Genomic DNA, 14,927 nt, shown 5'->3' with positions numbered 1-14,927 from the left:
CGGGGTCAGGGGGTCTGGACGGCTGCGACGATGGCGTCGATCACCGATTCGACCGGTACTTGCTCGGCCACGGCGTCAAAGTTCAGGATCAGCCGGTGCCGCAGCACCCGGTGGGCCAGCGACCTGACGTCCTCGGGGATGACGTGGTCGCGGCCATTCAACAGGGCCACCGCACGGGACGCCTGGCTGAAGGCGATGCTGGCGCGGGGGCTGGCGCCGAATTCGATGAATCCGGCAAGCCGGGAGTCGATGTACTGCGAAGCATGCCGGGTCACGTACACCAGCCCCACGATGTAGTTGATCACCGCAGGATCAATGTAGATCCGCCTGGCGAGGGCCTGGATTTCGGTGATGGCGTCGAGGGAGGCGGCGGCAGCAGGCTTCTGGTCCGCGGTGAAGATGCCGGCATCGATCCTGCGGATAATCTCCGCTTCCTCCGCAGGCGAGGGGTAGTCCAGCACATCCTTGAGCATGAAGCGGTCCATTTGGGCTTCGGGGAGCTGGTATGTGCCTTCCTGCTCGATCGGGTTCTGGGTGGCCAGGACCAGGAACGGTGAGGGCAGCCGGTAGTCCTGGCCGCCGATGGAGGTCTGGCGTTCCTGCATGGCCTCCAGCATGGCGCTCTGGGTCTTGGCGCTGGAGCGGTTGATCTCGTCCAGCAGCACGATGTTTGCGTGCACCGGACCCAGCTGGGTGACGAAAGTTCCTTTGGCGGCGTCGTAGATCTGGGTTCCCACAATGTCGCTGGGCAGCAGGTCCGGGGTGCACTGGATCCGGCGGAACTCGGCGCTGACGGCCTCGGCCACCGTTTGCGCCGCAGTGGTTTTCGCCAGTCCCGGGACGCTTTCGAGGAGGATGTGGCCGCCGGTCAGCAGGCCCACCAGGAGCGATTCGCGCAGCCGGGACTGCCCCACCACCTTGGCGTCGAAACTGCGGGAAATGTTCGCGACCACCTGCTGCGCCCTGGCCAGCTCCGCCGGTTCGATTCTTGCGGGCACGCTGGTCGAAAGCACTGGTATTCCCCCTGGTGACGGTGATGGAGTCGCGGGCCGGGCCGGCCGTGTCCCGCCCGCCATCCTATCCAAGACCGCGGGGCCCGGAACGGCAATGGGCACCCCTCCCCATGCGGGCCGGGCAGGTCTATCCTTTTGCCATGACCGAGCTTCCAGACAGTTACAAGGAGTACCTCGCCGGCAAGAACCAGTTGTTCGTCGACACCGTCAGGCCTGTCCTGATGCAGTCCGCGGCGGACAAACTGCACGGCGTCCGCGTGGTGGACACCCACCACGGACACCAAGCCCACCTGGACGATACCCTCCCCTTCGGGGTGGTGCTGGAGGACATCGACTAACCCCTGACAGCTCCCGACAGCGCCAACGGGTTGCCGGCGCCGCGCGCCACGATGCCGTAGAGGGCCAGCACCGGCAGGGAGTACAGGATGGAGAACGCGGCCAGCTGGCCATACGCCACGGCCCCGTACTGGCCGAAAAAGCTGAAGATCGATACCGCCGCCGGCTGGTTGGCTTCAGAGAGCAGGAGCACGAACGGTACGAAGAAGTTCCCCCAGGCCTGGATGAACACGAAGATAAACACCACGCCGAGGCCCGGGCCCATGAGCGGCAGCACGATTGAACGCAAGGCAGCCAGCCGGGATGCCCCGTCCACCCAGGCTGCCTCCTCCACGGCCAAGGGCACCGCATCCATGAAGTTCCTGGTCATCCAGATGGCCATGGGCAGGCTGGTCGCGGACAGGAACAGCACTGTGGCGGGCAAGGAATCCAACAGCTGAAGCTGAACGAACAATCCGTACACCGGAACCATGATGGCCGTCACCGGCAGGCAGGTGCCGAACAGGATGCCGTAGAGGAACGGGGTGTTGAACCGCGACCGGAAACGGGAGAGCGGATAGGCAGCCAATACGGCCGCTGCCAGCGTCACGGCACCGGTCCCTGCAGAAAGCAACAGGCTGTTCCACAGCGGCCGGAACAGCAGCTCCGGGGTGAGGACTGCGGAAAAATTGTCCAGGGCAGGCCGCAGCGGAACTTTGGTGCCATGCCCGGCGGCCGGGTCCAGTGAACCGAGGACCAGCCACAGCAGTGGCAGCACGAAGCACGCGCCGATCACCAGCAGGACGGCATCCGCCACCGCGCTCCCCCGCGGACGGCGGCGGGCCCGTGGCCGGAGGGCAGTCCGTGCGGCGGTCACGGCTTCTGCTCCCGCAAGAGTCGAAGATAGGCGGCCCCGAACACTGCCCCGATCAGGATCAGCACCGAAGCGACCGCCGTGCCATAGCCGATATCGCCGAATTTGAAGGCCTCCTGGTAGGCCATGACGGGCAATGTGGAGCTGCCGTTGGCCGGACCGCCCGCGGTCATGACCCAGATCAGGGTGAACACGGCCAGGGTCTGCAGCGTGACCAGCATCAGGTTGGTGGCGATGCTGCCCCGGATCACCGGCAGGGTGATGAACACCAGCCGCTGCCAGGCGCCGGCACCGTCCATGTGTGCCGCTTCGGTGAGCTCGGCCGGTACCCCGCCCAGCGCCGCGCGGTACACCAGCATGGAGAAGGCGGTGCCACGCCACACGTTCGCCATGATCACGGCCAGCATGGGCACGGCGTAGAGCCAGTCGACCTCCGCCAGTCCCATCCCACCGAGCAACTGGTTGAGCGTCCCGTCGCGGCTGAAGAAGGCGTAGGCAGCGAAAGCCGCCACGATTTCGGGCAAGACCCAGGCGGCAACGACGGCGGTACCCACCACCGCCGAGACTGCGGGCCGTGCCCGGCGCAGAAGGACCGCCAGGGCCAGTCCCAGGACGTTCTGGCCCAGAACGGCGGAGCCGCCCACGAACAGCACCGTCAGGGCCAGCGAGAGCGGGAACACCGGGTCCTGCAACAGCCGCTGGTAGTTCTCCAGACCCACCCATTCCGGGTTCCTGGCATGCCGGCCGGTCAGTCCGGCATTGGTCAGCGAGGCCTGGAACGCCCACAGCACCGGGCCCGCCAGGAAGACAGCAAGCAGCAGGACGGCCGGCAGGACCGGCAGGTAGCGGGCGAGCTGCCGACGTTGGTGGTGGCGTGCCACCGCTACTTCCGGACGGTCTTGTCGCCGCCCACGATGCCTGCCACGGCCGTGTCGTAGTCGGCGGCCGCCTGCTCCGGGGTCCTCTTGCCCGTGATGACGGCTTCGGTGGCCTCCTGGACGGCAGCGGAGATCCGGGGGTAGTCCGAGGTGGCGGGGCGGTATCGGGTCACCGACACCAGGCTGGACACGTCTTTGACGAAGGGGTTGGCGGACTGGTAGCCCGGATCGGCTGCGACGTCGGTGCGGACGGCGATCTGTGAACTGGCGACCGTGAACTGCAGGGAGTTCTTTGCATTCAGCGCCGTGGTCAGGAACGTGAAGGCGAGGTCAGGCTGCTTGGTTTCCGCGCCCACGGCCAAGGTCCAGCCGCCGGACATGCTCACGGCACCCGGTGCCCCGCCGTTCTGCGTGGGGAACGGGGCCACGCCCATGTCCTGCGCGTACGCCGGCCATTCATAGCTTCCACCTTTTTGCCAGAACGACGGCGTATAGGAGCCTTCCACGGTGGCGCCCAACTGTGCTTTCGGAAACCAGTCCCCGAACACCTTCTTCCAGACGTTCGGGTCCAGCGCATCGGCAGGCGGCACTGCGAGGCCCTCCTGGTAAAGCGTCTGGAGGAAGGCGAGTGAATCCTTGAAGCCTGCTGAGCCGACGACCCACTTTTTCGCATCCTGGTCATAGAGGCCGGCACCGGTGCCGTAGAGCAGCTCGTAGAACCCCTGCATCACTGTTCCCTCGCCGGTGCCTTTGCCGGCGTACATGTTGAACGGGATCACGGCGGGGTTCGAGGCCTTGATCTTCCTGGCGGTGTCCAGGATGTCCTGCCAGGTGGCCGGGCGCCAGGGCAGCGCGATGCCCGCGGCTTCAAAGACTTTCTTGTTGTACCAGATGGCCCGTGTGTCGGTGCCCAGCGGCACTGCGTAGGTGCCGCCGTCGTCCGCCTTCCCGGCTTCCTTCGCGCCGGCGTCGAACTTGTCCCAGTCTTCCCACGCCGCCAGCCGGCTGTCCAGGTTCAAGAGGTACCCGGCATCCACGTCCGAACGGACCTTGAAAGTGTCTTCGTAAAAAACGTCGGGGGCGGTGGCAGGCGACCTGAGCGCGAGGGCCAGTTTGGTGCCGTAGTCGTCGTCGTTTGCCTGGATGGGCTGGAGTTCAACTGTGATGCCCTGGTGCGCTGCTTCGAACTCCTTCTTGGCGTCCTGGAACATGGTGTCCAGTGCGGTGAAGGAATCCGTCTTCTGGTAGGCCACCTTGATCGTCTTGCCGCCTGCAGGATCGGCGGGAGTACAGCCGGCGAGGGCCAGTGCTGCGGCGGCCAGCAGGGACACCGTGGCGGATACCCGGCGAAGCATGGTCCGGTCAGCTTTCCAGCAGCAGCCGCTGGGCGCGGGGCGCGAGGGTATGTTCCAGGACCAGCGATGCTGCGCCGATGGCGCCCACGTCCTCGCCTACGCCGGTGCCCACAACCTCGATGGGGTGGATCAGGCGGGCGGCGCTGTTGGTATCCAGGAGGGACGGGATCAGCTCCAGGTAGCGTTGGGACAGGCACGTCCAGAACGGTCCCCCGAAGACAACCCGTTCAACATCCAGGGTGTTGGTGACCACTGAAACTGCGCGTGCCACCAGGACGGCTGACTTGTCCAGGATGGCGGAGGCCCGTTCGTCCCCGCCGTAGGCGCGTGCGCAGAGATCGGCGAAGCTCTGCTTGATTTCGGCGGCACTGCTGGCGGGGGGCCCTTCCAGGATGCCGGCCGCTTCCGCCTCTGCCACCAGCACCTGCGGGATGCAGGAGGATTTGACGCAGCCCCGCTGGCCGCAGTCGCAGGGAGGGCCGTCCGGATCCACCACGATGTGGCCGATCTCGCCGGCATTGCCGGAGGTTCCGCGAATGACCTCGTCGTTGAGGACGATGCCGCAGCCGATGCCGGTCCCCATGTACATGAAGACGAAGCTCCCCGCGCCGCTGGGGCCGCCCGCCCAGGTTTCCGCCACGGCCGCGCTGGTGACGTCCTTGTCCACCAGCACCGAGTAGCCGGTGGCCCTGGCCAGCGCCTCACGCAGTTCCACCCGGTCCCAGCCCGGCAGCAGCGGCGGGTCCACCACGGTGCCGTTGTCCAGGTCGATGGGGCCGGGAGCGGCCACGCCCACGCCTGCGATGCGGCTGCGGTCCACGCCGGAATCGGTGACGAGCTGCGCCAGTTCCGCGGCGATGGTGGTGATGACGGCGGAGGGATCGTTCCCGCCCGGGGTCTTGATGCGTGAATGCCGGACCACCGCCCCCACGAGGTCCAGGACCACGAACGTGGTCACTGCCGGGTCAAGGTGGACACCCAAGGCGTACATTCCGCCAGGGTTGAGCCGCAGGATGGTGCGTGGCTTGCCCGGTCCGCTGCCCTCTTTGCCGGCTTCCACGATCAGGTTCTGGTCCAGCAGGCGCCGGGAAATATTGGAGATGGTCTGCGGGGACAGGCCCACGATCTGCGCGAGTTCCACGCGGCTCAAACCGCCGGTGGTCCTGCGGATCGCGTCGAGGATGACGGTGAGGTTGAAATCCCCCATCCTGGGCAAGTTGGTTCCGCGCCTCGGAGAAGATTGGCGGATCTCAGACACGGTGTCCCCTAAACGTCTTCGGCTACCTGCATACGGTGATGCTTTGAATCGTACGTTACGGGCGGGCGCCCGCCCACATGGCCGGGCGGCGGCGCGGCGCGGGAACGGTCCACGTCAGCGGCGGGTTGGCGGTGGGCGCCGGTCAACGGGTGGCAGCCGCCGGCCCGGATCAGCGGGGACGGCGGACGCTTCGCGTGACGGTGAATTTAGGATTCATGCCTTCCACGACGGTGGGTCCGACGTGCCGTTCCAGCGCCGGCAGGTAGGCAAGGTGCCGGTTGAAGACCGTCCACAGCTCCCCGCCGGCGGCCAGGACGCGTCCTGCCGCCTCGATCATCTTGATCCCGGCGCCCGCGTGGACGCCGGCGCCAACGTGGAAGGGCGGGTTCAGCAGGACGGCATCGGCAGCGCCGTCGGGGAAGGTACTGAGCGCGTCATCCTGCAAGACAGTGATCCGGTCCGCCAGGCCGTTCGCCCGTGCGGTGGCGAGGGCCGACTGCACGGCGGCCGCGGACTGGTCGGTGGCCGTCACGGCGGCGCCAGGGAACTGGCGGGCGTACATGGCGGCGAGGATGCCGGTGCCGCAGCCGAGGTCGACGGCGTGCCGTGCCGGTTTCATGGCGGGCAGGAACGTCAGCAGGAATCGGGTGCCGATGTCCAGTTTGGCGCCGGCGAAGACAGCGCCGTGGGCGGCAACGTCAAGGTCCAGCTCAGCGAGGTGCTCCACCACCGGAAAGCGTGGCGGTGCGGCCGGCTTTGGTCCGGCGGCCAGGACCAGCCGCGACTTTTGCCGGGCGAGCTGCGGCTGGACGGACGCGAAAAAGCGTTCCAGGACCGCGTTCATGCCCAGGGACATGTGTTTGACCCTGCCGCCGGCCAGCAGCAGCACCCCGGGGGCCGCATGGCGGGCGACGGCAGCCGCAATCTCCTCCAGCTCCGCCAGGGTCTTGGGCAGTTGCAGCAGGACAGTTTCCGCGCCTGCCAGGAGCTCAGGCCCGAGGGGCAGCTGGACGAACTCCGTGCCGTCACCGGCGTATCCCGGCAACTGTGCGTCGCATTGCGCGGCGTTCAACCGCAGCGCCCGCTCCCCCGTCACCAGATCCTGGTGCACGCGCAGGGAGGCCGGGGCGAGGACTGCGGAGGCGCCCAAGGTCAGGGCGCCGTAACGGTCACCGATGACGGCAATGGTGCTGCCGGACCGGCCAAGCTGCACAGCGGTGTCCAGGAGCAGCCGGTCCGTGGCGTCCCAGGCGTGGAGGTTGGGCGCTTCAACATCGGGCCGCCGGCGCAGGACATCGAAAATCTCCGCCAGGGTATGTGCTGCCACCGCTGTCCTGCCGCCTTCTGTCGTCCGTGCCGGCCCCGGGTTCCCCGGAGTCACCCCCACGTTACCGTTTCCGCCGCCGGAGCCATCCCGGGCAGTGCCGCGATGGCTGCCACTGCAGCCCGGCCGGCCCGGTTGGCGCCGATGGTGGACGACGACGGACCGTAGCCCACCAGGTGGACGCGCGGCTCAGCTGCCACCTGGGTTCCTTCCATCGCGATCCCGCCGCCCGGTCCGCGGAGGTGGAGCGGGGCAAGGTGTTCCAGTTCGGCCCTGAAGCCGGTGGCCCACAGGATGACGTCCGCCTTCAGGAAACTGCCATCGGCGCGGCGGACTCCGTCCGGTTCGATGGACGTGAACATGGGCTGCCGGTCAAGGACGCCGCGCTCCCGTGCTGCGCGGAGCGCCGGAGTCCAGATGAGTCCGGTCGCCGATACGACGCTTTGCGGCGGGAGGCCCCGGCGGACACGGTCCTCCACCAGGGCCACTGCGTCGTGCCCGGCCCGGGCATCGAAAGGGGCGTCCCGCCAGACCGGTTCCCGGCGCGTGAACCAGCTGGTGGACGTCACCCGGGAAATCTCGTCCAGCAGGCCGACGGCGGAGATGCCGCCGCCCACCACAATCACGTGCTTGCCCGTGAATTCAGCGGCGGAGACGTAGTCGGCAACGTGCAGCTGGCGGCCGCGGAATGAGGACCGGCCCGGGTAGATGGGCCAGAACGGGCGGCTCCAGGTGCCTGTGGCGTTGATGAGGGCCCTGGCGCTCCAGACGCCGTCGGACGTCTCCACCCTCAGCCGTCCGGCCGGGTCCTCGTCTTCCCGCCGGACAGCACGCACTTTGACGGGCCGGTGCACGGCAAGGCCCAGGGCGGCCTCGTAGCCGCCAAAGTAGCGGGTCAGGAATTGGGAGCTGGGCTCGGTTGGATCGACGTCCGGTTTGGGGATCCCCGGCAAGTCGCTGATTCCGTTGACCGTTGCCATGCGCAGGCTCTTCCACCGATGCCGCCAGGCACCGCCCGGACCGTCCTCGGCGTCGAGCACCGCAAAACCGAATCTCCGGCGCTGCAGGTGGTAGGCGGCGGACAGGCCGGCTTGGCCCGCCCCGATGACCACCACATCGGTCGGCTCAGGAATCACTCCCCAATGATAGTCGCGGAGGGCAGCACAGCCTTAGGGTGGGCCCATGGACACTGCGGGAGCCACCAAGGCCACGGGACATGCTGACCGGCTGGCAACAGCGTTGGGGGTGGTGCTGGGGACGGATCGGATCCCCTTGCGCCTGAGGGCCTGGGATGGCTCCGAGGCCGGGCCCGCGGACGCCCCGGTCTTGGAGTTCAGGTCACGCCGGGCACTCCGGCGGATGCTGTGGTCACCGGGGCAACTGGGACTGAGCCGGGCGTATGTAGCGGGTGAGATCGACGCTCCGGGAGACGTGTTCGCGGCCTTCGGGGCACTGAGCTCGGCAGGGAAGTTTGCCGAGCCCGGCCCCTTCCGTCCGCCCACTGCCCGCGAACTGTTGCTGCTGGCACGGACTGCGGTCAGGCTGGGCGCGGTGGGTCCCAACCCGGTTCCGCCGCCGGAGGAGGCCCGCATTGCACGGAAGGGCCGGATGCATTCCCGGGGCCGGGATTCTGCCGCCATCTCCCATCACTACGACGTCGGCAATGATTTCTATGCCCTGGTGCTGGGATCCTCCATGGTCTATTCCTGCGCGGTATGGCCGGCCGCCGGCGCGCCGGATCCGCAGGCGCCGGACGTGGGCCTGGACGCCGCGCAGGAGGCCAAACTGGACCTGGTCTGCCGCAAACTGGGCCTCCAGCCCGGGATGCGGGTCCTGGACGTGGGGTGCGGCTGGGGCAGCTTCGCCCTCCACGCGGCCGCCAGGTACGGGGTCAGCGTGGTGGGGGTGACGCTGTCGACGGAACAGGCCGCCCTGGCCGCCAAGCGGGCTGCAGATGCCGGCCTCACCGGCAGCGTGGAGATCCGGGTGCAGGACTACCGGGATGTGCACGACGGACCGTTCGACGCCATCAGCTCCATTGGCATGTCCGAGCACGTGGGCCGGGCCCAGACCCCCTCCTACGCCGCAGCGCTCTTCGGGCTGCTCAAGCCCGGCGGCCGGCTGCTGAACCACGCCATCTCCTGGAATGCCGGCCCCACCAGCCCCGATCCCGACTCGTTCATTCCCCGGTACGTTTTCCCCGATGGGGAAATGATCAGCCTGGGCGAGATGGTGGCCGCCTTGGAAACAGCCCGGTTCGAAGTCCTCGACGTCGAGGCCCTTCGCCGCCACTATGCCCTGACCCTCCGGGCCTGGGTCCGGCGGCTGGAAGAGAACTGGGACGAAGCTGTAGCCCTCGCCGGGGCGGGGCGCGCCAGGGTATGGCGCCTCTACATGGCGGCCAGCGCCCTGGGCTTCGAAAACGGGCTGACCGGCGTCAACCAGGTCCTTGCCCGCCGGCCGGGCGGGGCTGAGCCGCCACTGCGCCGCCACGACTGGTTGTGACACCAGGCCCGGATGGGCGGCTAAGCCACTGGCGACGGGCCTCCCGGCTGGGTGTAATGCTGGGTCTGCTCGATCTGCACGACCTTCGGGTCGGTCTCATCGGCGGCGTAGTCCGTGGGCCGCGTCAGGTCCTCCCCCGTCCGGACCTTCAGTGCCCGCAGCACCACAGTCAGGACGACGGCGACCACCAGGTTGAGCGCGAACGCGGACACCGCGATGTACACGCTGAAGTCCGTCCCCGGGAAGGCGGCCACCGAGCCACCAAAGTGCGCCTTGGTGACAGGGTTGACCACGTTATAGGCGGAGACTGTTCCGAACACGATGCCCACTGCCCAGCCGGCCAGGAGGGCCCACCGGTCGAACCAGCGGGTGTACAGGCCGGCCACTACCGCCGGGAACGTTTGCAGGATCCAGATGCCGCCCAGCAGCTGCATGTTGATGGCGGCGGACTGGTCCATGGCGATGACGAAGACCAGTGCGCCCACCTTCACCACCAGGGAGACGATCTTGGATACTTTCGCTTCGGTCCTGGCGTCCACGTCGGGCCGGATGAAGTCGCGGTAGATGTTGCGGGTGAACATGTTCGCGGCGGCGATCGACATGATCGCTGCCGGCACCAGGGCACCGATGGCGATGGCGGCCAGCGCGATTCCCGCGAACCAGGCCGGGAAGTGGTCAAGGAACAACTGAGGGACCACCAGCTGCGGGTTGACCGATCCATCCAGGTCGATGGGCTTGGTCCCGGCCTGGATGGCAACGAATCCCAGCAGGGCCAGGAAGCCGAGCATCAGCGAATACAGCGGGAGGATCGCGGCGTTGCGGCGGATGGTGTTCCGTGCCTTCGAGGCCAGCACGGCCGTCACGGAGTGCGGGTACATGAACAGTGCCATGGCTGAACCAAGGGCGAGTGACCAGTATGCGGAGTAGTTGGCGGCGCCTGGAATGAAGACGCCGGCCGGCTTGCCCGTGGCCTGGTTGACGGTGCCCAGTTTGGCCTGCGCGGAATTGAAGATCGTGTCCCAGCCACCAAACTTGATGGGCAGGTAGATCACGGCCACGATGACGGCGAGGTAGATCAGCAGGTCCTTGACCACGGCGATCATCGCCGGTGCACGCAGCCCCGAGGTGTACGTGTAGGCGGCCAGGACCACAAAAGCCAGGATCAATGGCAGGTCGGTCAACAGCACGTTGCCGGAGCTGCCCAGGCCCAGGACCGTGAGCACCGCCTTGATGCCGACAAGCTGCAGCGCGATATACGGCATGGTGGCTACGATTCCGGTGACTGCCACCGCCAGGGAAAGCCAACGGCTGCCGTACCGGCCGCCCACGAAGTCGGCCGAGGTGACGTAGCCGTGGCGGTGGGAGACCGACCACAGCCGGCTCATGATGATGAAGATGATCGGGTAGAGGACGATCGTGTAGGGGACGGCGAAGAAGCCGCTGACCGCGCCCGTGGCCCACATGGCCGCCGGGACCGCCACAAAGGTGTAGGCGGTGTAAAGGTCCCCGCCCAGCAGGAACCAGGTGATCCAGGTTCCGAACCCGCGGCCGCCCAGGCCCCACTCGTCAAGGCTGTGCAGGCCCTCCACTTCGGATCCGCGCCGCCACTTGGCAGCGAGGAACCCCATCACGGCCACGACGACGAACAGCAGCACAACGATGACCAGGGCGGTCCAGTTGATTTCGCGCCCGTTCATGGCCGGTCCCCTCCCCGGCCGGGCCGGGCGGAGGCGCCACCCGCCCTCGGCGGGCCGCCGGCCCGTGCCTCAGCCCGCCGTCGTCGGTCTTCCCTGGTGACCAGCCAATAGGCTGTGCCGGTCAGCACGGCGGAAATTGGCACCCATGCCAGCTGGTACCAGTAGAAAAACGGCATGCCGCCCAGCCGGGGTGCGTCAAAGGAGTACAGCTGCGGCATCAGCGGGAGGAGAATGGCTGCCGCCAGCAGGAGGCCGGCCCCAATATACGGAGCCGGCCTGGCCGGTCCCCGGATGGCTGTGTCACGCGACAGCGGCGTTCCGCGGGGAACCCCTTCGCCATTCGCACCGTAGCCGGAATCATTCGCCTGGGACATCTGCGACCTCCTCGTCAGCGACGTCCCGGGGCTGGACTCTGGTGAATGAAGACCAGCGGCGGGACGCTGTGCCCTCCATGATCAGTTGTACGCCGGTTTGACCTGCGCGGGAAGGGTTTTGCACCGGGGCCGGCCCGCTTCCAGGGAGCAATGAAAAAGGGAACCATCACCAGGTGATGGTTCCCTTTTTCCTACTTTGCACGGTGGAGCTGAGGGGACTCGAACCCCTGACCCCCTGCATGCCATGCAGGTGCGCTACCAGCTGCGCCACAGCCCCGTACTTCGCGTCCCTTCGGTCGATTTCCCCGGAGCAACCTGACCAGAGTAATGCACTTTTCCGCTGGACGCCAATCGGGCTTTTCCCGCGGCACCGGCGGCGATTGACCGCCGCCGGAAGCTGACGGCGGCTGCCGTGAACACAGCAGTACAAAAAAATCCGCCGGAACCGTGATGGTTCCGGCGGATGTCCGGTGGAGCTGAGGGGACTCGAACCCCTGACCCCCTGCATGCCATGCAGGTGCGCTACCAGCTGCGCCACAGCCCCGGAATGTTGCCGCTCCGAGAAGCTTTGTTCGGGGTCTCCCCCGAAGCAACTCAAATATCTTAGAACAGCAATTCCGAAAATTCCAAATCGGGAATATTCAGGGATCTGGCGTCTCGCCTACTCGCCGTCGGCCACCGCACCGGCCTGGGCGGGGACGTCGTCGCCGAGCTGCAGGTCCACCACCGGGCAGTCCTTCCAGAGCCGCTCGAGGGCGTAGAACACGCGGTCTTCCTCGTGCTGGACGTGGATGACGATGTCCGAGTAATCCAGGAGCACCCACCGGCCACCGGAGCGGCCCTCGCGGCGCACCGGGCGGAGGTCCTGCTTGGCAAGTTCTTCCTCGATGCCGTCCACTATCGCGTTGACCTGGCGTTCGCTGGGTGCAGAGGCGATGAGGAAGACGTCGGCCAGGGCCAGCCGTTCGCTCACGTCAAGGGCCACGATGTCGTGGGCTATCTTGTCAGCGGCAGCCTTGGCGGCCGTACGGGCCATGGCGATGGACGTTTGTGTTGCAGTCACGGGACTCCTTGTTTGGGTAAAGTGTTTGTTGCCGCTGGTGGGATCAGCGGGACATGCCGGTGACGATCAGGATGATGCCGGCAACCAGTGCCAGGATCCCGAACGCGAGGATGCAGAACTGGAGGACCCGGTTGCGCCGCGCCCTGGTGAGCCCTGCTGTTGCGGCGTCCAGCGGATCAAGGCCGTAGGCGGACCGTGCGGGTACCCGGGGCAGGTCTTCGAAGAGGTCTTCGGACTGGCCCTCCGGCCGCGCAGCCGGTTTGGGCCGGCCGGCCGCCTTTGCGGCCGCTTCGGCCCTGGCAATCACCTGGGACCGGCCGGTGCCGGACTCGGCTGGCGCTGCTTTGGTACGGGCTGCCGGCCGGCGTTTGCCGCCAGCCTGGACCTTCGTACCGGGCCGGGTGGTGACCGGAACATGCGAAGTTGCCGGCGGTTTCATCACCGGGCGCTCCACGCCGGGCACCTGGACGAACTCAAGCGGCGTGACCATGGCAAGGTTGCTGGCAGTGGATGGGCCGGATTGGTCCTGGGTGCCCGCAGCCGCTGCCTGCTTCGCTGGATCCGCGGCCTGGGCCTGGCCTCCCGCCTGTTCGGCGAGTTTTTGCCGGGCCATCGCCCGCCGGTTCATGACAGCGGCCCTCTCGGCCAGCGCGATCTGTTCGGCGAGGATTTCCGGGTCCACCGCTTCGGGGTCCTGGGAGGCGATGTGCTCCATTTTGGCGATCTGGTTCCGCGCCTGTGCGGCGATGAGGGCCCGTGCTTCCAAGGCCTGCTCCACGGTCATGCCGTCCGGGGCGGAACTGCCGGCTTCCGTCGTAGGTCCCGGGTTGACGGTGTCACCTGGCGCACTGTTCTTTCCGCCGGCGGGCTTGGCCGTGGGCGCAGGCGCTCCGGCGGCCGGCGGGGAGGTTGGGCCGGCCGCGGGTGGAACCACTGGATTCGCGGCCGTCAGTGCCTGCTCCTTGAGCTGCTGCAACCGCAGCTGGCGCCGGGTGGGCGGACCGCCGGCGGACAGCTGCCCCTCCTTCTCTTCGAGCTCCTTGATGGTGCGCAATGCGGCGCGGTCGCGGGCACGGATCTGGGATGAGCGCTGGGGGGCGGACTGGCTTGGAACAGCCTCTGGACGCGCAGCAGGCTCGGCGCTTGCGGTCAAAGCAGGGCGGACCGCAGGGTCCTGCGCGGCAGGTGCCCGCCTGGCAGGTTCGGGCGCACCCTCGGCCGGCCGATTCGCGGCAGGCGGGCGTTGCTCCGTGGTGGCCGGGGTGCCCTGTTGGGCGTCCCTGGCCTTCCGGAGTTCCCGGCGGCTGCGGATGGGAGGCTGTTCCTGACTCATTGAGAACTCATTCAGTACTGGCTGGTTCGCGTGCTTCGGAAAGTGGTTCATCCGCGCCTGCCGGCGGATCGGCATAGAGGTCGTACTTGGCGATGTACTGCACCACCCCGTCCGGGACCAGATACCACACCGGATGGTTCGCTGCCACGCGGGCACGGCAATCCGTGGACGAAATGGCCATGGCAGGCACTTCCAGGAGACTGACGTCCTTACGGCCCATCCCGTCCAGGACGTGCCCCGGGCGGGTGACTCCCACGAAGTGGGCCAGCGACCAGAGCTCGTCAATGTCTTTCCAGGACAGGATTTGCGCCAAGGCGTCAGCACCCGTGATGAAGAACAAGTCGGCGTCCGGCCGCTGGGCCCGGAGGTCGCGCAGGGTGTCGATGGTGTACGTGGGACCCGGCCGGTCCACGTCGACCCTGCTGACGGTGAAACGTGGATTGGAGGCCGTGGCGATCACGGTCATCAGGTAACGGTGCTCAGGCTCGCTGACCTGTTTATGGGACTTTTGCCATGGCTGCCCGGTAGGCACGAAGACCACCTCGTCGAGGTCGAATTCGGCCGCGACCTCGCTGGCCGCCACCAGGTGCCCATGGTGGATGGGATCGAACGTCCCACCCATGACACCAAGCCGCAGCCTTCCCCGGGCACCATTGCGGTGCAGGTTGTGCGAAATGTTAGTGGCCCTGCCCGCGATCGTGCTTGTTGGGGTGCTGGCGGTGCGGATCCGCGTGCTCTTCGGTGGCCGCGTGCCGGTTGCCCAGGTTGTTGTAGGACAGCGTGATGAACATCAGGACCACCAGGATGGCGAACATTGACACGCCGAAGACCCACGGCTCTGCCAGCAGCGGGGCGGGCTCCTCATGGGCTGCGTCGCCTGCCGCGGCGATGGACGTGACGATCTGCTGGAGCAGCATTTTCTCCCCTATGGTCAAGGA

General features: G+C 67.4%; 15 protein-coding genes and 2 tRNA genes. 2 read left to right on the top strand and 15 right to left on the bottom strand.

Annotation, left to right across the window (positions count from 1 at the left end; all coding sequences use genetic code 11):
- Positions 1-5: 5 nt before the first annotated feature.
- Entirely contained in the window at positions 6-1,013 is a 1,008-nt protein-coding gene (locus tag AC4EEO_RS07870; protein ID WP_109044476.1) for an AAA family ATPase, read from the bottom strand.
- Positions 1,014-1,123: 110 nt separating this feature from the next.
- Between AC4EEO_RS07870 and AC4EEO_RS07865 the strand changes: the two genes are divergently transcribed.
- Entirely contained in the window at positions 1,124-1,351 is a 228-nt protein-coding gene (locus AC4EEO_RS07865) for a hypothetical protein (protein ID WP_018761550.1), read from the top strand.
- Here AC4EEO_RS07865 and AC4EEO_RS07860 read toward each other — a convergent pair.
- From AC4EEO_RS07860 to AC4EEO_RS07835, 6 genes are all read right to left on the bottom strand, one after another.
- Positions 1,348-2,205 (bottom strand): carbohydrate ABC transporter permease, encoded by an 858-nt coding sequence (locus AC4EEO_RS07860; protein ID WP_109044474.1) that lies wholly within the window; start codon positions 2,203-2,205, stop codon positions 1,348-1,350. The two genes, AC4EEO_RS07865 and AC4EEO_RS07860, sit on opposite strands and share 4 nt — an antisense overlap.
- Positions 2,202-3,083: a carbohydrate ABC transporter permease gene (locus tag AC4EEO_RS07855; protein WP_109044473.1), complete on the bottom strand. Its 882-nt coding sequence runs from the start codon at positions 3,081-3,083 to the stop codon at positions 2,202-2,204. The genes AC4EEO_RS07860 and AC4EEO_RS07855 overlap by 4 nt, the downstream gene beginning before the upstream one ends.
- 2 nt (positions 3,084-3,085) lie before the next feature.
- Positions 3,086-4,435 carry an extracellular solute-binding protein gene (locus AC4EEO_RS07850; RefSeq protein ID WP_133831659.1) on the bottom strand — a complete coding sequence of 450 codons (1,350 nt, stop codon included), beginning with the start codon at positions 4,433-4,435 and terminating at the stop codon, positions 3,086-3,088.
- A 7-nt stretch (positions 4,436-4,442) separates the two neighbouring features.
- Positions 4,443-5,642 (bottom strand): ROK family transcriptional regulator, encoded by a 1,200-nt coding sequence (locus tag AC4EEO_RS07845; protein ID WP_133831660.1) that lies wholly within the window; start codon positions 5,640-5,642, stop codon positions 4,443-4,445.
- Between the two features lie 220 nt (positions 5,643-5,862).
- Positions 5,863-7,020 (bottom strand): class I SAM-dependent methyltransferase, encoded by a 1,158-nt coding sequence (locus AC4EEO_RS07840; RefSeq protein WP_109044470.1) that lies wholly within the window; start codon positions 7,018-7,020, stop codon positions 5,863-5,865.
- 50 nt (positions 7,021-7,070) lie between these two features.
- Complete coding sequence (locus tag AC4EEO_RS07835) at positions 7,071-8,153, bottom strand: FAD-dependent oxidoreductase (RefSeq protein ID WP_491340205.1); 1,083 nt, start codon at positions 8,151-8,153, stop codon at positions 7,071-7,073.
- Positions 8,154-8,199: 46 nt separating this feature from the next.
- On the opposite strand from AC4EEO_RS07835, the gene AC4EEO_RS07830 reads away from it, so the two are divergent.
- Positions 8,200-9,522 (top strand): class I SAM-dependent methyltransferase, encoded by a 1,323-nt coding sequence (locus AC4EEO_RS07830; RefSeq protein WP_491330056.1) that lies wholly within the window; start codon positions 8,200-8,202, stop codon positions 9,520-9,522.
- A gap of 20 nt (positions 9,523-9,542) precedes the next feature.
- Here AC4EEO_RS07830 and mctP read toward each other — a convergent pair whose 3' ends face one another.
- The 8 genes from mctP to AC4EEO_RS07790 form a co-directional block, all read right to left on the bottom strand.
- On the bottom strand, positions 9,543-11,219 hold the full coding sequence (gene mctP, locus AC4EEO_RS07825) for a monocarboxylate uptake permease MctP (RefSeq protein ID WP_109044468.1): 1,677 nt from the start codon (positions 11,217-11,219) through the stop codon (positions 9,543-9,545).
- Complete coding sequence (locus AC4EEO_RS07820) at positions 11,216-11,593, bottom strand: DUF3311 domain-containing protein (RefSeq protein ID WP_491330057.1); 378 nt, start codon at positions 11,591-11,593, stop codon at positions 11,216-11,218. Before AC4EEO_RS07820 ends, mctP begins: the two co-directional genes overlap by 4 nt.
- 204 nt (positions 11,594-11,797) lie before the next feature.
- A tRNA-Ala gene (locus tag AC4EEO_RS07815) sits at positions 11,798-11,870 on the bottom strand.
- Positions 11,871-12,064: 194 nt separating this feature from the next.
- Positions 12,065-12,137: transfer RNA gene (locus AC4EEO_RS07810), tRNA-Ala, on the bottom strand.
- 117 nt (positions 12,138-12,254) lie between these two features.
- On the bottom strand, positions 12,255-12,656 hold the full coding sequence (gene rsfS / locus AC4EEO_RS07805) for a ribosome silencing factor (RefSeq protein WP_491330058.1): 402 nt from the start codon (positions 12,654-12,656) through the stop codon (positions 12,255-12,257).
- Between the two features lie 43 nt (positions 12,657-12,699).
- Entirely contained in the window at positions 12,700-13,989 is a 1,290-nt protein-coding gene (locus tag AC4EEO_RS07800) for a hypothetical protein (protein ID WP_491340204.1), read from the bottom strand.
- Between the two features lie 7 nt (positions 13,990-13,996).
- Positions 13,997-14,611, bottom strand: coding sequence for a nicotinate-nucleotide adenylyltransferase (gene nadD, locus AC4EEO_RS07795; protein WP_018761562.1), 615 nt, complete (start codon positions 14,609-14,611; stop codon positions 13,997-13,999).
- A 55-nt stretch (positions 14,612-14,666) separates the two neighbouring features.
- A complete protein-coding gene (locus AC4EEO_RS07790; protein WP_018761563.1) occupies positions 14,667-14,906 on the bottom strand; it encodes a hypothetical protein in 240 nt (79 codons plus the stop codon).
- Between the last annotated feature and the right edge of the window lie 21 nt (positions 14,907-14,927).

Source organism: Pseudarthrobacter sp. MOO13 (assembly GCF_058267655.1).
Note: the sequence above shows the minus strand (reverse complement) of the source record. Positions and strands in the feature narration are given on the sequence as shown.